Raw genomic sequence first — 22,847 nt, 5'->3', positions numbered from 1 at the left:
ACTGAAACCCGTAAATGCAGCAATCTGTGCGCTAAGCGTGGCGCTGCGTCTCGGTCAGGCCCGGCACCAGGATGATCTTACGACACTCCTCTTCACGCTTCTCAAAAATTTTGTACGCCTCTTCCGCCCGCTCCAGAGGCATATGGTGCGTAATAATCTCTTCCGGGCGAATCAGCCCCTGTTCAATCAGGTTCAGTAGCTCCGGCAGATAGGCCTGAACGTGTGTCTGCCCCATTTTGAACGTTAGCCCCTTATCAAAGGCATCGCCGAACAGGAAACCGTGAATAAAACCGGCGTAAACGCCCGGCACGCTGACAATACCGCCACGACGTACGGCGGCGATACACTGACGAAGCGCTTTACCGCTGCTGCCTTCCAGCTTCAGGTTTGCCATAACCGTTTCTGTCAGGCTTCCTTTTGCCTCAAAGCCTACCGCATCAATCACCGCATCAACGCCGCGATGGTTGGGAGTGTTTTCGATAATAAAAGCGGCGGGATCGTCATTTTCATCAAAGTTGATGGGGATAACATCGTAGCGCTGTTGGGCAAAGGCGAGACGATAGGGATGATGATCCACCATAAAAATGGTTTCTGCGCCAAGCATACGTGCACAGGCTGCGGTCAACAGACCAACCGGGCCCGCACCAAAAATCGCCAGGCTGCTTCCCTTCGTAACCTGTGCATTCTTAACCGCTTGCCAGGCGGTGGGCAAGATATCAGAGAGAAACAGAACCTGATCGTCTGCCAGCACCGGCGGCACTTTAAAGGGGCCGGTATTCGCTTTCGGCACGCGCACATATTCAGCCTGGCCACCCGGCACGCCGCCATAAAGTTTACTGAAGCCAAACAGAGCCGCCGGAGAAGTAATTTGCTTTTTATTCAGAATGGCACCGCGCCCGGGATTGGTGGTTTCACAAGCGGCGTACTGTTGCAGACGGCAAAAGAAGCAGTCACCGCAGGCAATGACGAAGGGGATAACCACCCTGTCGCCTTTTTGCACCGCCGTAACGCCTGCACCGGCTTCAACCACCTCCCCCATAAATTCATGACCGAAAATATCACCGTGGGATGTGCCGGGGATCTTGCCGCGGTACAGATGCAGATCCGAGCCACAAATGGCCGTCGCGGTTACACGCAAAATAATATCATCCGGCGCTTCAATGCCGGGATCGGGCACGTTATCTACTTTGACACGATGGGGGCCATGATAAGTCAGTGCTTTCATTGCCTTTCTCCATGTTGGGAATAAATGAGATGACCATCTCCTGTCAAGAGAGGCTCAAAAAAAACCCGCGTCAAGCGGGGTGCGCATGTGCGCCAACACCAGGGAATCTATGTATTAAAAGTTAGTATCTCTTGTGGATTCCGCAAGCCCGCACCGACAAAACGCTGCCTGAATGCGACGCAGGTTAAACTATTACGAAAGCGAGACGGAAGTAAGAACGGCTGGCACCATTAGCGTCAGCAGCCTGAAAGTACGAAGAAGAAGTTAAAAAAAAAGGCGGTGCCAAAAAAGGGGCTGTGCACCGCCCTCGTTAGAAACGTTAATGTAAGTTGAAGGTGGCTAACGTTCTCTGTTGCCATAACGGCAGCAGGCGTGATTCACAAATGTTATCTGGCAGCGTAAGGCTACCGGTACTGCGTTACGGCAAATCAATAAACGGCGTGATTAATAAAATGCTGGCTTTTCCTCTGCCGAATATGATCGGAAATCAGCAGCGATTTATAGATAAAGTCGGCAAGGTAGTTCAGCGCCCGCGCGTTCATTTTTTTCAGACCAAAGTTCATCATGACCTTACGTTTATGGGCAGAAACGGTTTTCACTGAGATATTCATAATGCGGGCGATAACGCCAGGCGTTACGCCACGAATCAAATACTGCAAGACCTTGCGCTGCTGAAGCGTCAAAAGGAACTCCAGCGGTCTTGCACCATCTTCGCATTGCTCCAGGCTTTCTAATAATGCCTCAAGGCTAATTTTACGTGGGATAATGCCCTGGAATGGACGGTGAATTTCGTTACCGTCAAAAAGCTCATCACTGATAAAAAATATGCGTAGCGCTCTGCCATGTAGTTTTGAAAAAAGTTGCCTTAGCCGCTTTCTTTCACAGGTATCAACAATAATAACCAGTTCTTCCTGCTGATTATCCGGTAATGATTTTTCCGGTTGATAAAAAAAATCCCAGGTGTCATGCCCTTCCGCTTTCAGTAATGAAGTAATACCCTGCGCGAAAAAAAAGTTATCAGAACACACGATGATTTTCATACTATTTCAACATCCTTTTCTGAAAGATTTATGTGATCGTGATACGTGTTTGCGTTGTTACGTTTTTTGTAATGAAACGGGAAAAATTTTTTCTGGGTCGTTGCTAACTGCTGATAATTTATACTTAGCAGGTGATTATTTTCCGCCAACAGAAAACGAATGATAAGAAATTTTTCCGCTCATTCAGAATGCTTCTTTTAAAGATCAATATCAGCATCAGGCATTACTTCACCTTCTGCACTTCTTACTCCACCGCTTTGGCCGAGTAATTGTATTTAACCTTCGTAACACTATCGATATTAATCAAATCGAAGATACCGACAACGAAAATTAGCTTAAATAAGATTCTTAACTGCGTTTAAGATTTAATTATAGTGAACCTTCCTATAAACTACCCCATTGAAAAACATACAAAAAGTTCTTATATGCGCATTAATCGAACAAATAACATTAAGTTTTCCTTCAGCTACGCTGTAAGAGTCATTTTTTTGTCCAGCGCCGCATTACAGAAATTTTAACGTTTCAGGGTTATTGTTTACACAGTGCAATGTGATACCTTCTCTTATCTAAACAGATAAAATACTTTGTGGGCTAATAATCAACCGCTCATTGAGTAAAAGCGCTGGCAAAAAAAATTTTTATTAATTCCAATATAACGTCTTTTACGTACCCTTTTCTGTCCTTAAAAATTACGTTACCAGCCGTTGCGTGAAATAATATGAAAAATGCTTTCTTATAGCCGCATTGTAGGTAGCAGATATAGGTTAAATGACATGCAATTCCTGCCAAAAGCGTGATAATGTTTTAATAATTAAGAGATATGAAGGTGATTAAGCTAATGGGATGTAGCCATGCAACCGCTCTATTTGATTAACAACGCCATTTACTTTTATCCTGAGGTTAACAAACTGGTCAGCGTCGCCGAGGAAGAAAAGGAAATTATTCTTACTCAGCCAGCGACAAAATGCCTTGAATTACTGCTAAAGACGGATGGTCTGGTTTCGCAGAAAGAGCTTTATGATTACGCATGGGGAGAAAATAGCCAAAACGTTGCGCCCAATACCCTATATCAAAATATATCTATTATTCGCAGGGCGCTAAAACGGCTCTATCCCGACGCTCAGCTTTGGCTTATCACCGTTCCCCGCCAGGGCTTTCGCTTCGAACACAACATTCCTGTCACACTGGTAACAGCAGAAACTGTCTCATCGCTTAGCGTCGTAGCAGAGGAAGAGAATCGTATCTCTTCTGTTATTAGCGCCGATACGCCTATTCGCTTATGGTCGCTAAGATCGATACCGTTGAAGGCCATCGTCATTATTATTGTTATCTGTCTGATTTTTACTCTGGTTGCGCTGGTTTTGCCGGTCAATAACAACTTTCATACGCTGGCGGCAAGCTATTACCGGATTCAGGGCAGTGGAGACTGCAATCTATATCTGCATAAAAATAACCGCATGCCGGAACAACATATTATCGATTTGATCAATAAGCGTGTTAACTGTAAACGTTATCCTTACGTTTATATTATTCATAATGTGTTGTTCGAAAAAATCTCGTTATTTACCTGTCGTAAGCCACTGGGCAGCAATGATTTTGCCTGTGCGTCATGGTCGCTAAGAGAGAGTCAGTGAAATATAAGATTTGTGCGTTAATTGTGCTACTGATAACAGCTTGCTCACTATTTTACGTTTTTTCTTCTTATCGAAATGAACGTTATTTTTCCTGTCTGGCGCAGCATCATGTCCATAACAACAATGTCAGATCGAATATGCTGATGCGCTTTATCTTTAATGGAGACACCGGTATGGTCTCCCTGGATGGCGAATTTATTAATGAAGATGGTTATCACAAAATCATTAGCAGGAAAATCATTTTTGACTTTACCGTTGATAATAAAAACTACCTGTTAAATTCGAAAATGATTATTCCTTCCGCGTTTGATGAGATTGATGAGAGTACCATCCCTCGCCTGCTGGATAATTTTTACACCCATGAACGGCGGCCTGCGGTATATCAAATTCATCGCAACGGTAAAGGAAGATATCTTTTTATGAATGGCAGCGCACCTTATCTTTTATGCGTTAATAACTGACTGTGCGACGTCCCCCTGGCGCTGGCATTGGATATACCTGTGTCGGGAACCATTCAACAGGTTAGCGGATAAAAAGATTTTTTCAGGCTCCGCCACTATTGCGCCTGGCGGGGCCTGTTTTTTATGCCACGTCGCTGCGGTAAGTGTTGCGGTTGGCAGCAACCCATACTCTTTACAGTGCCTGCGCACAGGCCCAGGCGGAACTCCATGCCCACTGGAAATTGTAACCGCCCAGCCAGCCGGTGACATCGACCACTTCCCCAATAAAATAGAGCCCCGGCACCTCGCGCGCCTCCATCGTTTTTGAAGAGAGCTGCGTAGTATCAACGCCACCCAGCGTCACTTCAGCGGTGCGATAGCCTTCAGTACCGTTAGGCTGGATACGCCAGTGATGCAGCGTCTCCGCCAGCTCGCGCTGCTGTTTGCCGTTTAGCTGCTTTAGCGTGACCTCCGGTACGATACCCAGCGCCTGCAAAACCTCTACCAGTCGTTTCGGCAGCGGTTTTGCCAGGGTATTTTTCAGGCTCTGGTTCGGACGTGCCTGACGTTCCTCATCTATAAAGGTGTTCAGATCCTGCTCCGGCGACAGATTGACGGTGATAAACTCGCCCGGCTGCCAGTAGCTGGAGATCTGCAACACCGACGGCCCGGAGAGGCCGCGATGGGTAAACAGCATCGCTTCTTTAAAACGGGTGCCATCAGCCGCTTCAATTACTGTCGGTAGCGACACTCCCGATAAGGTTTGTAACTGTTCCAGCAGCGGCTTATGCAGCGTGAAAGGCACCAGCGCCGCACGCGTAGGATAAACCCGCAGGCCGAACTGCTCCGCCAGACGATAGCCAAAAGGGGATGCGCCCAGGCCCGGCATTGACAGACCGCCGCTGGCAACCACCAGTTTTTCAGCCTGCACCTCTACGCCGTTAAGCTGTACCCGATAGCCGCTTTCATCACGACTCACCGCGATTACTTCGCTACGCAGCCGCAGCGTAACCTGGCCTTTTTCGCACTCCGCCAGCAGCAGATCGACAATCTGCTGCGCCGAATCGTCGCAAAACAGCTGCCCCAGCGTTTTTTCGTGGTAAGCGATACCGTGCTGATTGACCAGAGCGATAAAATCCCACTGCGTATAGCGCGCCAGCGCCGATTTACAGAAATGGGGATTGTGCGACAGATAAGCGCCCGGTTCAGTATAGAGGTTAGTGAAATTACAGCGCCCCCCGCCGGACATCAGGATCTTACGGCCCGGTTTTTTGCCGTTATCAAGCAGCAGTACGCGGCGGCCACGTTGCCCGGCCTGCGCTGCACAGAACAGCCCTGCGGCACCCGCACCGATAATGATAACGTCATACTTTTCCACTGCTCACTCCCGCCACACGGCAAAAGCGCGATTGTAATCGCTTGCTGGAGGACAGACCAGCGTAACAAGACTTTTCTGTCAGAAACATAATGTAACTAATGGATTTATTGGACTTTTTCCTGCCTGATGCCGTTCGTTTTACACTTTTATGGCAAAAAAAGTCTATATTTTGCTTTCCCCAGGCGCGGTTTGTCGCGGATAATGCGCCGCGTTCATGTCCCCGAAAATGGCGTAACGCTTATGCTACATCTATTTGCTGGTCTCGATTTTCATACCGGCCTGTTATTAGTTCTTGCTCTGCTGTTTGTGCTGTTTTATGAAGCCATTAATGGTTTTCACGATACGGCAAACGCAGTTGCCACGGTAATCTATACGCGTGCGATGCGTGCGCAGCTGGCCGTCGTCATGGCTGGTGTCTTTAACTTCTTTGGGGTGTTGTTAGGTGGCCTGAGCGTTGCTTATGCCATTGTTCATCTGCTCCCAACTGACCTGCTGCTGAATGTCGGTTCAGCGCACGGGCTGGCTATGGTCTTCTCCATGCTGCTCGCCGCAATTATCTGGAACCTGGGCACCTGGTATTTTGGTTTGCCTGCGTCCAGCTCCCATACGTTGATTGGTGCCATTATCGGTATCGGTCTGACCAATGCCCTGGTTACCGGTACGTCGGTAGTCGACGCGCTCAACATCCCGAAAATGATCGATATTTTCGCCTCGCTGATTCTGTCACCGATTATCGGTTTGGTAGTGGCGGGCGGATTGATCTTCCTGCTGCGCCGTTACTGGAGTGGCACCAAGAAACGCCGTCGTATTCATATGACGCCAGCGGATCGTGAAAAAGAAGACGGCAAGAAAAAGCCGCCGTTCTGGACGCGTATCGCGCTGATCGTTTCCGCGATTGGCGTCAGCTATTCGCACGGTGCAAATGACGGACAGAAAGGCATCGGCCTGATTATGCTGGTGCTGATCGGCGTGGCACCTGCGGGCTTCGTTATCAATATGAATGCCTCTGGCTACGACATCACCCGTACCCGCGATGCGGTAAACCATCTGGAGCAGTACTACCAGCAGCACGGCGATACGCTGCAACATATTATCCAGATGGTGCCGCCTGCATTGCCGACGCCGGAAGAGACTCCAGGCGAACCGCATGAGTTCCATTGCGACAGTTCACGTGCGCTGATTGCGATTAATCGTTCTCAGCAGATCCTGAATAATCTGTCCGGCTACGATGCGCTTAGCGTGGAAGAGCGAGGCCATCTGCGTCGTCTGCTGCTATGCATTTCCGATACGGCAGAAAAAGCGGCGAAGATGCCGAATACCAGCGCAGAAGATAAACGCTTCCTCGGCAAGCTGAAGAGCGATTTGCTGAATACCGTTGAGTATGCGCCGGTCTGGATTATCGTGGCGGTGGCGCTGGCGTTATCACTCGGTACGATGGTGGGCTGGCGTCGCGTGGCAACAACCATCGGTGAGAAGATCGGTAAGAAAGGAATGACCTACGGTCAGGGTATGGCGGCTCAGGTTACTGCGGCGGTTTCGATTGGCGTTGCCAGCTATACCGGGATGCCGGTTTCCACCACCCATATTCTTTCTTCATCCGTAGCCGGTACTATGCTGGTGGATGGCGGAGGCGTGCAGAGCCGCACGATAAAGAGTATCGCGCTGGCGTGGGTGTTTACGCTGCCGATTTCCATTCTGCTTTCTGGCTGCCTTTACTGGGTAGCGCTACAGCTTATTTAGCAATTCAGCGGGCCGGTTTACCGGCCCGTTTTATTTTCCCTTTCTTCGCCGTCTTAGTGCCATATCGCCAGCCCAATCAGGCTGATGATAACCATGCCGCACAGCGCGCTGGTTAATACGAACTGTCCACGTACTCGTTCGCAGCGCCGAATAAATTCCTCATCATGATGGTCAAGGTAATAGCGCTTCCAGATGTATCTGACCAGCCGTACCTGTTTACCAGGCTGACCGCGCGCAGTGAAGAATCCTCCGCCATCAACGTATTGATAAAGCAGAGGATCGCATCCGCGCAGTACTACCAGTAGCGCACGCAGCGAAGAAAAGTAGCGCGCCATGTTTACCAAACAGACGACGCATAAAGCCCAGAAAAGCGCGACGGTGCTAATCATGTTCCCCCTCCCGGCTTAAGACCGCAGAAACGGGCACAGCGGGTAAACGCTGAACACGTCCCACAATAACTCGCCTGGTACCATTGAACCGGCCTGAACTGTTTATGAACTGACAAAGAGAAGTGCGGCATCATACCGGAGCATGATGGTTATCATTCAGTTTAGGAGATGTAATGAAAAATTTTCCAGCCACTATTTTCATTCCCTTTGAAAAGCAGGTAAAACACATCATGATCCGAGTCGCAAAGCGGGCGTACCGGAGGAACATTTGTTAACTGCTGGCGCTATACTGGCATTATGTGACACATGGAAGGAGAACCGTCATGGCTTATAAACACATTTTGATTGCTGTTGATCTTTCACCGGAAAGTAAAGTGCTGGTGGAAAAAGCGGTTTCCCTGGCACGTCCTTATGATGCCAGGATTTCCCTGATTCATGTCGATGTAAATTATTCCGATCTTTATACCGGCCTGATTGATGTGAATCTTGGCGATATGCAGAAGCGGATTTCTGAGGAGACGCATCATGCGTTGACGGAGCTGTCGCAGGGTGCCGGTTATCCGGTGAGCGAGACGTTGAGCGGCAGCGGCGATTTAGCACAGGTGCTGGTGGAAGCGATTAAGAAGTACGATGTGGATTTAGTGGTTTGCGGGCACCACCAGGATTTCTGGAGCAAGCTGATGTCGTCAGCGCGTCAGCTGATTAATACGGTGCATATCGATATGTTGATTGTGCCGTTGCGCGATGAGGATGAAGAGTAATCTGTGACGCAGGGTTAGATATGGAAGGGGCGATTTATCGCGCCTTCCATGGCGCGGAACGCTTTACTCTTCCGTCCGGGCTTTCAGTGCTGTTGGCTTCTGCGTCGTTGATAAGTAAAAGCGTAAACAACAACGCTTTAGTAGCGTGCGATTACTGTCATCAAAAAAGTCACGCCTGTTGCTAATCAGATACCAGCGGCGGATAGATATCAAAGCGGTGGCTTTTGGTGGTGACGGCCGATTGTGTCTCAACGCCCGCCAGCGGCGGTGCATAGTCGGGACGTTTTACCACAACACGCTTCTTCGCCAGCCGTCGCGCTGGCATCAGCAGGCCATCGGCATCCATATCAGCGCCGACCAGTGACTGAAATACCCGCATTTCTTTTTTCACCAGCGCGCTTTTTTGTCGGTGCGGATACATCGGATCGAGATAGACCACATCGGGTGCCGGTGCGATATCTTCCAGCGCCGTCAGGCTGGAGGCGTACAGTAGCGACAGACGATCGCGCAGCCAGCCGCCGATTTCCGCATCCTGATAGCCGCGCTGCAAGCCATCTTCCAGCAGCGCCGCGACAACCGGGTGACGCTCAAGCATCCGTACGCGGCAGCCGATCGCCGCCAGTACAAAGGCGTCTCGTCCCAGCCCGGCGGTAGCATCCACCACCTCCGGCAGATAATCACCTTTGATGCCAACCGCTTTCGCCACCGCTTCACCGCGCCCGCCGCCGAAACGTCGCCGATGCGCCATTGCCCCGCCAACGAAATCCACCCAGATGCCGCCGAGTTTCGCTTCGTCACGCTTGCGTAATTCCAGATGGTCCGGCGTCATGACCAGCGCCATTACCGCCTGCTCATCCTGCTCCAGCCCCCAGCGGGCGGCTAAAACAGATAAGGCACCGTCGCCGGTGCCTGATTCATCAACTAAGCCAATTTTCACGCCAGGCGTTATCCTTTAATGCCGTAATGTTCCAGCATCGCATCCAGCTGCGGCTCACGCCCGCGGAAGCGTTTGAACAGTTCCATCGGCTCTTCTGAACCGCCTCGGGTCAGAATGTTATCGAGGAAAGACTGACCGGTTTCACGGTTGAAGATGCCTTCTTCTTCAAAGCGAGAGTAAGCATCTGCCGCCAGTACATCTGCCCACAGATAGCTGTAGTAGCCTGCCGCGTAGCCGCCAGCGAAAATATGGCTGAACGCATGCGGGAAACGGCCCCAGGACGGGCTTGGCACTACCGCTACCAGTTTTTTGACCTCAGCCAGGGTTTCCAGAATACGCGCGCCCTTAGCCGGATCGAACTCGGTATGCAGGCGGAAATCGAACAGGCCGAACTCCAGCTGACGCAGGATAAACAGCGCCGCCTGATAGTTCTTCGCCGCCAGCATTTTATCCAGCAGTTCCTGTGGCAGCGGTTCGCCGGTCTCAAAGTGACCGGAAATGAACGCCAGCGCTTCCGGCTCCCAGCACCAGTTTTCCATAAACTGGCTCGGCAGCTCGACCGCATCCCACGGCACCCCACTGATTCCGGATACGCCGGGAACATCAACACGCGTCAGCATATGGTGCAGGCCATGCCCGAACTCATGGAACAGCGTGGTGACTTCATCATGGGTAAACAGCGCCGGTTTGCCATTCACCGGACGGTTAAAGTTACAGGTCAGGTAGGCGACCGGCTTTTGCAGGCTGCCATCGGCTTTACGCATCATGCCGACGCAATCATCCATCCATGCCCCGCCGCGTTTGTTTTCACGGGCGTAGAGGTCGAGATAGAAGCTGCCGCGCAGCTCGCCGCTTTCATCAAACAGATCGAAGAAGCGCACATCGGGATGCCAGACGTCAACATCTTTACGTTCCTGAGCGCTGATGCCGTAAATGCGTTTTACGACTTCAAACAGACCGTTAACCGCACGCTCTTCCGGGAAGTAAGGGCGCAGCTGTTCATCGCTGATGGAATAGAGATGCTGTTTCTGTTTTTCACCGTAGTAGGTGAGATCCCACGGCTGTAGCTCTTCAACACCATATTCTTTTTTCGCAAAGGCGCGCAGACGCTCCAGCTCTTTTTCTGCCTGCGGGCGCGCGCGCTGGGCCAGATCGGTCAGGAAGTCGAGCACCTGCGTTGGGCTTTGCGCCATTTTGGTCGCCAGCGACTTATGGGCGTAAGAGTCGAAGCCCAGCAGCTGCGCCAGTTCGTGACGCAGCGCCAGTTCTTCCGCCATAATCGGGCCGTTATCCCATTTTCCGGCATTTGGCCCCTGATCGGAGGCGCGAGTCGAGTAGGCGCGATACATCTCTTCACGTAATGCCGAATTATCGCAGTAGGTCATGACCGGCAGATAGCTGGGAATGTCCAGCGTCAACAGCCAGCCCTGTTGCCCTTTCGCTTCCGCCTGGGCTTTCGCCGCCGCCAGCGCGCTTTCCGGCATGCCAGCCAGTTCGCTTTCGTCGGTAATCAGTTTGCTCCAGCCCATGGTGGCATCAAGTACGTTGTTGCTGTAGGTCGAACCGAGTTCAGAAAGACGCGCGGCGATTTCGCCATAGCGCTGCTGTTTCTCTTTCGGCAGGCCAATCCCGGACAGTTCGAAATCGCGCAGTGAGTTATCCACCGCTTTTTTCTGCGCCAGGCTCAGCTGGGCATAATGTTCACCTTCTTTCAGGCTACGGTAAGCCTGGTACAACCCTTCATGCTGGCCAACCCAGGTGCTGTACTCCGACAGCAGCGGCAGCGTCTGCTCGTAGGCCTGACGCAGTTCCGGGCTGTTTTTCACCGAATTCAGATGGCTGACCGGTGAAAAAATGCGTCCCAGACGATCGTCAGCTTCCGCCAGCGGCTGGCAGAGATTGTCCCAGGTATAGGGCGCGCCCTGAGCCACCACTTTTTCTACCGCAGCGCGGCACGTTTCCAGCGCCTGCTCAACGGCAGGTACTACGTGTTCCGGCTGAATGGCGGAGAAAGGGGGAAGTGTAAACGAGGTTAATAATGGATTGGTCATCGCGCAGTCCTTTAAGTTTGATGTGGGCGCGCAGAGGCGCAATCTCTCTAACATGCGGTTAAGCTGAGCGAAAATCAATGGTAGAACTGCGGCATGCGTCGCTTTCCTCGTACTGATTTAGCCCTGGCGGTTTGTTATAGTCCTTACCCTGCTGATTTGTAGGGTTTTGAGGAAGGTTACATCATGTGGTATTTACTGGCGGCGGCGTTACTGGCGCTGCTTTTTTTCCGTCCGGCAATGAAACCATTATTGCTGGCGACACTGGCGCTGGCGTACTGGCAACAGGTACTGTCATGGCCGGGTTTGCTGCTGCTGGCGGGGCTGGCGCTGACGGCGCAGATGCGTAAACACTACGCGCATCATCAGCGATGGATGCCGGTGCTGGAAGCGATACTGGTTGCGGGTGCGATAGCGCTGACGCTTCATGTCGTGCCGGGATTCCACAATCCGCCGGTAATTGTTAATACACAGGCTGGCCCGCTTAGCGCGCCGATGACCTTCTATTATAATCTGGATAAGGCACTGGTGCCTTTCGTGCTGTTGGCCTGTTTGCCGAGCCTGGTTGTTACGCCTGCCACGCCGCCACGCTGGCGTTTCGCCTGGCCTGCACTGATCGCCGCTATTCCGGCGCTGCTGCTGTTAGCAACCCTCGCGGGCGGATTGCGTTTTGAACCGCATTTTCCTGCCTGGCTGGGCGCTTTTGTGCTGGCTAATCTGTTTTTTGTTTCGCTGGCGGAAGAGGCGCTGTTTCGCGCCTGGTTACAGCAGCGTTTGGGGCAGTGGCTGGGCCCGATTCCCGCGTTGTTGATTGCCGCGCTAGTGTTTGGCCTGGCACACTTTGCCGGTGGCCCACTGCTGATTTTTTTCGCTACGCTGGCCGGGCTGTTGTATGGGCTGGCCTGGCTGTGGAGCGGCAGGTTATGGGTAGCGACGCTGGTGCATTTCGGCTTTAATCTGACCCATCTTCTGTTGTTTACCTGGCCTGTTCTGCAACGTTAGCCGTAAGGATCCGGGTAATTTAATCGGCGTACGGTTATACTAGCCGCCGTTTCCGCCGGAGCCTTTCTGCCCGGCCTCCTTTCATCAGGCATCACCGGATATATTGTAGATATGCTTAGTTACCGTCACAGTTTTCACGCTGGCAACCACGCCGATGTGCTGAAGCACACCGTGCAGAGCCTGATCATTACCGCGCTGAAAGAGAAGGAGAAGCCTTTCCTTTATCTGGATACGCATGCTGGTGCAGGGCGTTATCAGCTTAGCGGCGAGCATGCGGAGCGCACCGGTGAGTATCTGGAAGGCATCGCCCGCGTCTGGCAGCAGAGCGATTTGCCGGAGGAGCTGGCACCCTATATTCGCTGTGTGAAAGCGCTTAATCATGGGCCGACGCTGCGTTATTACCCTGGTTCGCCGTTGATTGCTCGTGAGCTGTTGCGCGAGGAGGATAAGCTGGAGTTGACGGAGCTGCATCCCAGCGATTTTCCGCTGTTGCGCAGTGAGTTCCAGAAGGATAGTCGCGCCCGTTTAGCACGCGCCGATGGTTTTCAGCAGTTGAAGGCGAAGCTTCCACCGCCTTCACGTCGTGGTTTGATTTTGATCGATCCGCCTTATGAGATGAAGAGTGATTATCAGGCGGTGGTGAAAGGAATTCAGGAAGGCTATCGTCGTTTTAGTACCGGTGTGTTCGCGCTGTGGTATCCGGTGGTGTTGCGTCAGCAGATTAAGCGTATGGTGCACGATCTGGAAGCAACCGGTATTCGTCGTATTTTGCAAATTGAGTTGGCGGTGCGTCCGGACAGCGATCGTTTTGGTATGACCGCTTCGGGCATGATTGTGATTAATCCGCCGTGGAAGCTGGAGCAGCAGATGAATAATGTGTTGCCGTGGCTGCATCGCGTGCTGGTGCCTGCGGGTACCGGGCATACCAGCGTTAGCTGGATTGTTCCTGAGTAAGGGCAAGCTATCTGGGGCGATGTGAGTTCGGCATCTGCATGGTTCGGTGTTGCTTAATTCGGCATCTGCCTGGTTCGGTTTATGCCTGGTTCGATGTTGCTTAATTCAGCATCTGCATGGTTCGGTTTATGCGCAAGAAGCCCTGACCGATCGTAAAGACGCCAGTTCGTCATCCATGACGGCTCGGCCCGCGCCTTCCCTGGCGCGGGACGCTTTACTCTTCGGTCAGGGCTTCCCGCGCTTTAACTACATCAGCACAGCGTTTGTGACGAAAACCCGCCTGTATTTCAAATTCATCAGCATAGCGTTTATAACGGCAAACCCATTGATGCTTTAAATTCATCAGTATGGCGTTGATAACGGCAAGCCGACTATATTTTAAATTCATCAGCATGGCATTTATAACGGCCAGCTGGCTTATGCTTTAAATTCGTCAGTATGGCGTTTATGGCGGCGAACCCGCTGCTTTAAGCCCGGCGTTACCCTTCCCTTATATTTCGAACACCGCTAAGTCGCGCGCCAGTTCGGTGGCGGGGAAAATGGCCTGACACTCCGCCAGCAGGCGCGGCATGTCTTCGAAGCGATAGCGCGAACTAAAGTGCGTGGCAATCAGCCGCTTGGCGCGGGCATCTCTGGCAAGCGTGGCTGCCTGTACGGTGGAGGAATGACCACGCCCGTTAGCTTTTTCTTCCAGCGCCATCTCCAGCGTCGTTTCGTGTACCATCACATCCACCTCTGACGCCAGCGCAATACCGTTTTCCGCCGGTGCGGTATCGCCGAAAATCGCCAGTTTTTTCCCCGGCGTCGAAGGGCCAAGATAGTCACGCCCGTGGATGGTGCGTCCATCTTCCAGCGTGACGCTTTTTCCCTGCTTTAGCTGCTGTAGCCAGGGACCGCGCGGCACGTTATCCGCCTTAAGTTTTTCAGAATCCAGATAGCCCAGCTTGTCGTACTGTTCAATACGAAAACCGAAGCAGGGTAATACATGGTTAAGCGGCAAGGCCGTTACTTTCATCACGCCATCATCCAGAATCACACCCGCCTCAATTTCGATAATTTCCAGCGGGTAAGTCATGTACGAACCGCTCAGGCTTAGCGTGGTTTCAACAAAAGCGCGCAGTCCCGGCGGCCCGTAAAGCGTTAACGGTTCGCTAATGCTGCCCATTGAGCGGCTGGTCAGCAGCCCCGGCAGCCCAAAAATATGATCGCCGTGCAGGTGAGTAATGAAGATGCGTTGTAGCCTGCCCGGTTTTAACATGCTGCGCATAAACTGATGCTGCGTCGCTTCGCCGCAGTCAAACAGCCAGCAGTCGCCACGATGGGAAAGCGTCAGGCCGATAGCGGTGACGTTACGCTGCAGGCTGGGGGTACCGGCACTGGTCCCCAGGAAAGTAAGATGCATAGGTTTTCTCTGGTTGAGGTTTGATGGCTTCCCGGCGCGATGCGAAACGGGCAAAAATGGCGTCACCGCTCGGCGTTATTTGGCATTCGCCCTTTTGCTGCTGACGCACCGCGGCCAACCCTCTGTTCGCCGCACCCGACAGGCTGGCGGATCGCAGTCCGATCGTCAATACTGCGGCCCGCCCCAGGCGATCAAACCGATCAATTTTGCGGCACAGGTGCAGCAAAAGTTGTCTCCTGTTGCAATCATAGGCGCAAACTTTGCGGTAAATCGCAGAGTGGCGGTACACTTACGCCAGTTTTCTTATCTTATTTTTGGAGCTCGCTCAATGACCCGACATTATGATTACCTCGCCATTGGCGGCGGCAGCGGCGGTATCGCCTCCATTAACCGTGCGGCGATGTATGGTCAGAAATGCGCCCTGATCGAAGCGAAAGAGCTGGGCGGCACCTGTGTTAACGTCGGTTGCGTACCGAAAAAAGTAATGTGGCATGCGGCACAGGTGGCTGAAGCAATTCACAACTACGGCCCGGACTATGGTTTTGATACCACGGTAAACCAGTTTAACTGGCAGACACTGCTGAAAAACCGTAGCGCCTATATCGATCGCATCCACACGTCCTATGAAACGGTGCTGGGCAAAAACAACGTAGATGTGATCAAAGGCTTTGCCCGCTTCGTCGACGCGCATACCGTTGAGGTTAACGGCGAGAAGATCACTGCCGATCATATCCTGATTGCAACCGGCGGGCGTCCGGTACATCCGTCGATTCCCGGCGCGGAATATGGCATCGATTCTGACGGCTTTTTTGAGCTACAGGCGATGCCGAAACGCACCGCCATCGTTGGCGCAGGTTATATCGCCGTAGAGATCGCTGGCGTGCTGAACGCGCTGGGGTCAGAAACCCATCTGTTTGTTCGCAAAGAAGCGCCGCTGCGCCAGTTCGATCCGCTGCTTAGCGAAACGCTGGTGGAAGTAATGAACAGTGAAGGCCCGACGCTGCATACGCACTCGGTGCCAAAAGCAGTAGTGAAAAATGATGACGGCAGCCTGACGCTACAGCTGGAAAACGGGCAGTCGCAAACCGTTGACTGCCTGATTTGGGCCATCGGTCGCGAACCGGCAACCGATAATCTGAACCTCGCCGTAACCGGCGTGGCGCTGAATGAGAAAGGTTACATTCAGGTAGATAAGTTCCAGAACACCAGCGTTGCCGGGATTTACGCCGTTGGCGATAACACCGGCGCGGTTGAGCTAACGCCGGTCGCGGTGGCGGCGGGGCGTCGTCTCTCCGAACGTCTGTTCAATAACAAGCCAGATGAGCACCTGGATTACAGCAATATTCCGACCGTGGTTTTCAGCCATCCGCCGATCGGCACCGTTGGCCTGACCGAGCCGGAAGCGCGCGCGCATTACGGCGATGAGGCCGTGAAGGTATATAAATCGTCTTTTACCGCGATGTACACCGCAGTGACCCAGCATCGCCAGCCGTGCCGTATGAAGCTGGTCTGCGTCGGGAAAGAGGAAAAGATCGTGGGTATTCACGGCATCGGCTTCGGTATGGACGAAATGCTACAGGGCTTCGCGGTTGCACTGAAAATGGGTGCCACCAAAAAAGACTTTGATAACACCGTGGCAATTCACCCAACGGCAGCCGAAGAGTTCGTAACGATGCGCTAAAAGGCCAGGCAAGTGGGCCGCTTTAGCTCTGATACCAGATTGTTAATTAAAGGCCGGGATAAGATCCCGGCCTTTTTTACTGGCGTGGCGTCGCTCACATAATTTATATAATAATTTTAGTTTTGCTTATTTGCGCCGATAACTGATCTCATTTCGTATTAAAGCCATAGCCTTCAGGCCGTGGGCCAGCCTGTACGGTTTGTTATTCGTCAGCGCCTTCCTGCCCTTCAGGAACCAATATGCAAAACACTAATCAACTGATGCTTAAGCCCGTCTGCGATCTGCTTACGGAGAAATTTTTTATTCCCGCCTGGCAGCGCGGCTATCGCTGGACCCCGCGCCAGGTAAGAGATCTGTTAGAAGATATCGCCGAATTTCAACAGAACAACGAGGAAAACTCAAAAGAGGCATTCTACTGTTTACAGCCGATGGTAGTTAAAAAACGCGGCGACGAATGGGAGCTGGTTGACGGACAGCAGCGGCTGACCACGCTATATATCATTCTGAGTTATCTGAAAGATATTGCTGCGATGATGGGGCAACCCTGTTACAGCCTGCGTTTTGAAACCCGTCCTGGCAGCGAAGACTTTCTGGCCAAAATCGATCCTGCCAGAGCAGAAGAAAATATCGATTTTTATTATATTTCCCAGGCATGGGAAACGGTAAAAGCCTGGTTTGAAGAGAAACAAGGAGTTTATAAGTTTACTTTTTTAACGACCTTGCTTAATAACGAGAAAGCGGGCAGAAACGTTAAATTTATCTGGTATCAGCTGCATGAAACGGTAGAGGCCACCAGCGTCTTTTCCCGTCTTAACCGCGGTAAAATTCCGCTAACCAATGCCGAGCTGGTTAAGGCACTTTTTCTGCACGCAAATAACTTCACCGGTACAGGTAAAGACCTCTCTTTTCAGCAGCTAAGAATGGCCCACGAATGGGACACGATTGAACGGCGGTTACGGCAGCCTGATTTCTGGTATTTCATTAGCAATGCCAGCGATGCCGCCCAGCCAGATAACCGCATCGAACTGCTGCTCAAGGTGATTGCCGATACGCAACCGCTATCGGTTTCCGCCCACGATCCTTACTACATTTTCCTTAAATTTTCGCATTATTTGCAAAGCAATAAAAGCGATGCACAGGCGACAGAGCATCCCTGGACGCGCGTTAAACATCTGTTTATGACACTTAACGAATGGTTTGAGGATCAGCATCTTTATCATCTGGTTGGCTATCTGATTAGCCAGAAAGTCACCCTACAAAAGCTGCTTCACTTACAGCAAAACTGCGGCAGTAAAAGCGCCTTTCTGGCTCAGCTTCGTCAGGAGATTCTGGTGATTGCGCTACCGGAAGCAGCAAAAGCCGATAGTCACCATCGGCGAGAGAATATTGCCGCTGCAATTGCTGGCGCAAGCTATGGTGATAAAAACTTACGCGCGCTGCTGCTGTTATTTAATATCGCCACTATTTTAGGCAACGACTGTTCCAGCATGCGCTTCCAGTTTCAACGCTACAAGCTGGACACATGGGATATTGAGCATATCAGCTCCGTTAGCTCGCAGATGCCGGAAAGCATTTCGGGACAGAAAAGCTGGACAAAAAATACCCTTGAGCATTTTAGCCCCGATGAAACGCTCGCGGTTAAAGATGAGCAATATAACGCTTTGCAAACAAAATTTTATCGTCGCGCCAAAAAGCTGCTCGATAAAGAAACATTTGAATCCCTCGAATTTCAGAAATTATTTAGCGAAGTACACAAAACTTTTAATAAAGAAAATAAAAAAAATAAGAACAGCCACGATCTGGAAAATAGTATCGGTAATCTCACGCTACTGGATGCTAAAACCAACCGCAGCTATAAGAACGCTATTTTCCCCATCAAGCGCCAGCGTATTATCGCTGCCGATAAAAACACCACCTTCGTTCCCGTCGCTACCCGCAACGTCTTTCTTAAATATTACAGCCGTCAGGTTCACGATATGACGTTCTGGCATCAGGAAGACCAGCATCACTATCAACAAGCCATTATCGAGACGCTTACCACCTTTTTTTGTGGAGCCTTATCATGAGCCAGCAGGAAATACTGTCCTTTGCCGGGATCTTTTCCAAAGTTGATTTTATTGAAATTCCGGTGATCCAGCGCGATTATGCCCAGGGGCGTCAGTCAGCACACGAGATCCGCCAGCAGTTTCTTAATACGCTGGCGCAGGCGCTACATCAGGACGCGCAAAGCGAACCGCTGGTACTTGACTTCATCTATGGCAGCATTGAGGAAGGAAGCCCTTCCCGGCTTTCCGTACTGGATGGACAACAGCGTCTGACCACGCTTTTTCTGCTGCACTGGTTTCTCGCTGCGAAGGAAGGAGAATATCAGGCATTTTGCCAACGCTTCACGCTTAACGGGAAATCGCGTTTCAGCTATAAGACCCGCACCAGCGCCACAGAATTCTTCGATGCGCTGGTCAGCGCCAACCCGGAGAATTATCAGTTTTCGCCGGACGCCGCCCCCATTGATGAGCAGTTGATCGACAGCCACTGGTTTTATCTTTCCTGGCGTCACGATCCTACTATCGAATCCTGCTTAACCATGCTACGGGCACTTCAGCAGCGCTTTTCTGCCCCGGCGGATAGTCTGTTTCAACGCCTGTGCAGCGAAGATGACAGGCGCATTGTTTTTCACTATCTCAGCCTGCAATATTTCGGTTTGTCCGACGATCTCTATATTAAAATGAACGCCCGAGGCAAAGCGCTCACCGATTTTGAGCACTTTAAAGCCTGGCTCTCCGGGCACACTGGCGGCTGGCCTGCAGCGGAAACCTTTAGCCAAAAGCTTGATGGGCGATGGACCGATCTTTTCTGGCAGATCAGAGACAAAGATCACGCTTTCGATACGCTCTACCTGCGGTTCTTTATGCGTATGGCCTTTCTGCTGGAGTGCGAACGCAGCGATAAGCGATTAGATGCGCTGGGAAAAGAGGATGCCGCATGGTTTAGCTTGTTGCGTGACACGCAGGGGACCTTTGCCCCGCTGGAGTTCGAGCAGCACCGTGCCTTTGCCCCAGAGGATCTGGCAAAGATCATGCAGGTACTCGATTACTTCCCTGTTGGCCAGGCAACGCCTGCGGCTGGGGAGGCTGCTTCCGCTGCCCTGTTGCTGCTGACCGATTTTGTTACTACCAGTGATTATCTGGTTCAGGCTCGGTTCTATGCGCTGGCGCTCTTTATCCTGACGCAGGAGAAACCGGACAACGATGAAGCGCAGCATCAGCAGCGCTGGCTGCGTTTTACCGATAATCTGCTGAATACGCTGGAACTTGATGCGAAAAATTTCATCCGCGTGCTTGCCGCATTAAAAGCAATGGCACCCTATGCGCGTGAGCTGTATGACTGGCTGGAACACGCGCCGATCCCCGCCATCTTCAAAGATCAGTGGGAGGAAGAGCGTCTTAAAGTGGGTTTGATTCAGCAGGATCTCGCCTGGGAGGCGGCGCTTATCCGTGCAGAACATCATCCTTATCTACAGGGGCGCATTCGCGGCCTGCTTAATCTCGCCCGCTCACCGACGCACGGCACGCACAGCCTGAAAAAATTTATCACGCTGACGGAGAAAACTTTCCGCGTGCTGGATAAGGCGATTATCGAACATAAAGCGCATCTGCTGGAGCGCGCGCTGCTGACGCTGGGTGATTATCTGGTGCCCGTCGGCAATAACCGTTTCACCTTCTGCCGCTCTGCGAACCATAGCTGGCGCGATCGCCATAAAGGCTGGATGGCAGTGGTAGAGAGGCCGGTATTCGGGCAGCTACTGGCGCATATTGGCACTCAGAACGTTACCAGTACGTTGCAAAAGCTGATCGCCCAGGTCAACTGTGGCGGCTGGCGCGAGCTGATTGTGAAATATCCGCAGGTAATCAGCTACGCCAAAGAACGGCTGCTGGATAAAGAGGATGAAAAGATCTATCTGTTAAGCAAATCCACACGACGCGCTTATTTCTTTGAGCTGCACGGCTACGTGCTGGCAGAGCGCCTTCAGCAACGGCTGGAAAACGGCGATCTTTCCGTACCGATTAAGGCTGTGGAACACCGATGGACTTATGGTGATGACGAACCCTGGCTTGAGCTGACGTTGGATAACGATCAAATCCGCTATGCTTACTACAGTCAGGGTAAATATGAATTCTGGAAGGATGGCGAGTCCGAGGGTAAAAAAGTGCCTCAGCCGCGCTATTTTCCGGCGCTGCTGGAAGAACTGATGCCGGAAATCTACGCCGCAGATTAATCGGCGGGCAGGCTGAGCCGCGTTCAGCCTGCCTTCTTCGCGTTGCGCTACACCTGATGGCCGGGATTATCTTCCGACAGCGCCTTCGCCGCGCAGACCAGCGACAGGTGGCTTAATCCCTGTGGCATATTCCCCAGCCAGCTTTGCGTGCGGGTATCAAACATCTCGTTAAAGATCTCGACGTTACCGCGCTGGCAAAGCTGCTCCAGAATTTCATCCATGGTGCGCCGCGCCTCATCACGCTCGCCCAGTTCCGCCAGCGCTTCTACCAGCCAGAAAGCGCAGGCAACAAAGGTTGCTTCCTCTTTCTGTACGTCAGAATAGCGGTAGAGCATTACGCGACCCTCTCCCAGCTCCTCACGGATCTGCGTCAGCGTTGACAACATACGCTGCGGATTCACTTTGCTGCCGTAGTAGTGCGTCAGGGCGACCGCCGCATCCAGCCGCTCCGTTCCGGCGTAAAAGGTGTAAGCCTGACGACGCTCTGACCAGCAGTGCGTTTCCACCCAGTCGCGGATACGATCGCGTTCGCGCTCCCAGCGCTGCACCCAGGTCGGTTCGATATGGCTGTCGCGCGCCAGCTCCACCGCCTGATCGAGCGCCAGCCAGCAGGCCATTTTGGAATGCGTATAGTGCTGCTCTTCCGGCAGCTCCCAGATACCGGAATCTTTCTGCCGCCAGCTGTCAGCACAGTGATTCGCCAGCTTGCCGAGCAGACGCGACGTAGAGAGATCCAGCACGTGACCCGCTTCAATAAACAGGCGCGCCGTTGCCAGCATATCGCCATACATACTGAGCTGGATTTGATCGCGGGCGTTGTTACCTACCCGCACCGGTTGCGTTTCGCGATAGCCTGCCAGCGGCGGATTGGTCTCTTCCGGCACCTGTCCGCCCTCCAGCGTGTAACAGGCGCGCAGGCCGCCGTCATGCCGCCGAATGGTATGTGACAGCCAGGAGAAGGCCGCTTTGCAATCTTCCATCGATCCCAGATAGACGAAGGCTTTAATAATCAGGCAGGCATCGCGTATCCAGGCATAGCGGTAATCGTAGTTTTTATCGTTACCCAGTTTTTCCGGCAGCGAGGTGGTCGCTGCCGCCGCCAGCGCGCCGGTAGGGGAATACCAGAGAAATTTCAGCGCCAGCGCCGAACGCCTGACGTGGCTATCGTAAGGCCCGTGCCAGTCAAGCCCGTCAGCCCAGTCGCGCCAGGCGATATGACTGGTTTCGATACGCTCATCGATTTTTTCCGGTGCCGGAATCGCTAGCGGCTCCCGCTCGGTAGTGACCAGCGCCACCAGCGAGCGCGAACCGGAGGAGGTGGTAAAAGTGGCGGTCAGGCTGACATCATCACAGCGATCAATTTGTACATCATCGGTCAGGCGCAGCATCGCCATCAGTTCACCGACGTGATAAACCGGATAGTCATGGACCTTGTTCATCCACGGCGAACAGGTTTCCGCGCGCGTGCCGGGCTGAAAAATTACCTTCATTGCCACTTCGCCGCGCACGCCATCCACGCGCCGCGCCAGCTCATTCCACGGCAGGCGTCCTGCCAGCGTACTGTTAAGCGATTCCGTCACCAGCACCTCGCCGCTGTCGGTTTGATAGCGGGTTTCCAGCACATTACTGTTTTCACGATAGCTGCGCTGCATACGCCACGAAGAGGCGGGCACCACCTGAAAATAGCCGCCGTAATCAGCATCCAGTATACGATCGAACAACGGCGGCGAGTCGAGATTGGGCGCACACCACCAGTCAATAGCGCCGTCAGGGGCAATCAACGCCACGGAACGGCCTTCACCGATCGCAGCATAGTCACCCAGCCCGGCATAGCCGTTTTCACGTGCGGGCGATTCGTAGGTCATGTTTTTCACAGGTAATAATGTCCTTTATCTGAACGGCGCAGCAGCAGGTGGATGCGGCAACGTTGCTTTTTCGCG

18 protein-coding genes are annotated in these 22,847 nt (G+C 52.4%); 9 read left to right on the top strand and 9 right to left on the bottom strand.

The genetic code is table 11. From position 1 onward, the window contains the following. Positions 1-31: 31 nt before the first annotated feature. Positions 32-1,225, bottom strand: coding sequence for a zinc-dependent alcohol dehydrogenase (locus C7M51_RS18700; protein ID WP_160623040.1), 1,194 nt, complete (start codon positions 1,223-1,225; stop codon positions 32-34). 428 nt (positions 1,226-1,653) lie between these two features. Further along, complete coding sequence (locus C7M51_RS18695; protein ID WP_160623039.1) at positions 1,654-2,265, bottom strand: helix-turn-helix transcriptional regulator; 612 nt, start codon at positions 2,263-2,265, stop codon at positions 1,654-1,656. An 851-nt stretch (positions 2,266-3,116) separates the two neighbouring features. Between C7M51_RS18695 and C7M51_RS18690 the strand changes: the two genes are divergently transcribed. Next, positions 3,117-3,899 carry a winged helix-turn-helix domain-containing protein gene (locus C7M51_RS18690; protein ID WP_160623038.1) on the top strand — a complete coding sequence of 261 codons (783 nt, stop codon included), beginning with the start codon at positions 3,117-3,119 and terminating at the stop codon, positions 3,897-3,899. Next, entirely contained in the window at positions 3,896-4,360 is a 465-nt protein-coding gene (locus tag C7M51_RS18685) for a hypothetical protein (protein ID WP_160623037.1), read from the top strand. The genes C7M51_RS18690 and C7M51_RS18685 overlap by 4 nt, the downstream gene beginning before the upstream one ends. A 172-nt stretch (positions 4,361-4,532) precedes the next feature. Here the strand turns inward: C7M51_RS18685 and C7M51_RS18680 are convergent, their stop codons facing one another. Further along, positions 4,533-5,717 (bottom strand): BaiN/RdsA family NAD(P)/FAD-dependent oxidoreductase, encoded by a 1,185-nt coding sequence (locus C7M51_RS18680; RefSeq protein WP_160623036.1) that lies wholly within the window; start codon positions 5,715-5,717, stop codon positions 4,533-4,535. A gap of 240 nt (positions 5,718-5,957) precedes the next feature. On the opposite strand from C7M51_RS18680, the gene pitA reads away from it, so the two are divergent. Continuing rightward, positions 5,958-7,457 carry an inorganic phosphate transporter PitA gene (gene pitA, locus C7M51_RS18675; RefSeq protein WP_160623035.1) on the top strand — a complete coding sequence of 500 codons (1,500 nt, stop codon included), beginning with the start codon at positions 5,958-5,960 and terminating at the stop codon, positions 7,455-7,457. 53 nt (positions 7,458-7,510) lie between these two features. On the opposite strand, the gene uspB is transcribed toward pitA, so the two are convergent. Further along, entirely contained in the window at positions 7,511-7,846 is a 336-nt protein-coding gene (uspB, locus tag C7M51_RS18670; RefSeq protein WP_160623034.1) for a universal stress protein UspB, read from the bottom strand. 323 nt (positions 7,847-8,169) lie between these two features. Here uspB and uspA point away from each other — a divergent pair, with 323 nt between their 5' ends. After that, positions 8,170-8,607 carry a universal stress protein UspA gene (gene uspA / locus C7M51_RS18665; RefSeq protein WP_160623033.1) on the top strand — a complete coding sequence of 146 codons (438 nt, stop codon included), beginning with the start codon at positions 8,170-8,172 and terminating at the stop codon, positions 8,605-8,607. Between the two features lie 181 nt (positions 8,608-8,788). On the opposite strand, the gene rsmJ is transcribed toward uspA, so the two are convergent. Further along, positions 8,789-9,544, bottom strand: a complete 756-nt coding sequence (gene rsmJ, locus C7M51_RS18660) for a 16S rRNA (guanine(1516)-N(2))-methyltransferase RsmJ (protein WP_160623032.1) — start codon at positions 9,542-9,544, stop codon at positions 8,789-8,791. Between the two features lie 8 nt (positions 9,545-9,552). Further along, the gene (prlC, locus tag C7M51_RS18655) at positions 9,553-11,595 is read right to left on the bottom strand and encodes an oligopeptidase A (protein ID WP_160623031.1); all 2,043 of its coding nucleotides are present in this window, start codon (positions 11,593-11,595) and stop codon (positions 9,553-9,555) included. A 183-nt stretch (positions 11,596-11,778) separates the two neighbouring features. Between prlC and C7M51_RS18650 the strand changes: the two genes are divergently transcribed. After that, positions 11,779-12,594 carry a CPBP family intramembrane glutamic endopeptidase gene (locus tag C7M51_RS18650; protein ID WP_160623030.1) on the top strand — a complete coding sequence of 272 codons (816 nt, stop codon included), beginning with the start codon at positions 11,779-11,781 and terminating at the stop codon, positions 12,592-12,594. Between the two features lie 111 nt (positions 12,595-12,705). After that, positions 12,706-13,548: a 23S rRNA (adenine(2030)-N(6))-methyltransferase RlmJ gene (locus tag C7M51_RS18645; protein WP_160623029.1), complete on the top strand. Its 843-nt coding sequence runs from the start codon at positions 12,706-12,708 to the stop codon at positions 13,546-13,548. 214 nt (positions 13,549-13,762) lie between these two features. On the opposite strand, the gene C7M51_RS18640 is transcribed toward C7M51_RS18645, so the two are convergent. Both C7M51_RS18640 and rnz read right to left on the bottom strand, forming a co-directional pair. Next, positions 13,763-13,942: a hypothetical protein gene (locus C7M51_RS18640; RefSeq protein ID WP_160623028.1), complete on the bottom strand. Its 180-nt coding sequence runs from the start codon at positions 13,940-13,942 to the stop codon at positions 13,763-13,765. Between the two features lie 96 nt (positions 13,943-14,038). Continuing rightward, the gene (gene rnz / locus C7M51_RS18635) at positions 14,039-14,950 is read right to left on the bottom strand and encodes a ribonuclease Z (protein WP_160623027.1); all 912 of its coding nucleotides are present in this window, start codon (positions 14,948-14,950) and stop codon (positions 14,039-14,041) included. Between the two features lie 328 nt (positions 14,951-15,278). On the opposite strand from rnz, the gene gorA reads away from it, so the two are divergent. The 3 genes from gorA (at position 15,279) to C7M51_RS18620 (ending at position 20,907) form a co-directional block, all read left to right on the top strand. After that, positions 15,279-16,631, top strand: coding sequence for a glutathione-disulfide reductase (gorA, locus tag C7M51_RS18630; RefSeq protein ID WP_160623026.1), 1,353 nt, complete (start codon positions 15,279-15,281; stop codon positions 16,629-16,631). A 239-nt stretch (positions 16,632-16,870) separates the two neighbouring features. Further along, positions 16,871-18,697 (top strand): DUF262 domain-containing protein, encoded by a 1,827-nt coding sequence (locus tag C7M51_RS18625; protein WP_160623025.1) that lies wholly within the window; start codon positions 16,871-16,873, stop codon positions 18,695-18,697. Further along, positions 18,694-20,907: a DUF262 domain-containing protein gene (locus C7M51_RS18620; protein WP_160623024.1), complete on the top strand. Its 2,214-nt coding sequence runs from the start codon at positions 18,694-18,696 to the stop codon at positions 20,905-20,907. Before C7M51_RS18625 ends, C7M51_RS18620 begins: the two co-directional genes overlap by 4 nt. A gap of 47 nt (positions 20,908-20,954) precedes the next feature. Here C7M51_RS18620 and C7M51_RS18615 read toward each other — a convergent pair whose 3' ends face one another. Continuing rightward, positions 20,955-22,781 (bottom strand): glycoside hydrolase family 15 protein, encoded by a 1,827-nt coding sequence (locus C7M51_RS18615; RefSeq protein WP_160623023.1) that lies wholly within the window; start codon positions 22,779-22,781, stop codon positions 20,955-20,957. Positions 22,782-22,847 lie beyond the last annotated feature (66 nt).

It is taken from the genome of Mixta intestinalis (assembly GCF_009914055.1).
Taxonomy (GTDB): domain Bacteria; phylum Pseudomonadota; class Gammaproteobacteria; order Enterobacterales; family Enterobacteriaceae; genus Mixta; species Mixta intestinalis.
This window is presented reverse-complemented; position numbering and strand designations above follow the sequence as displayed.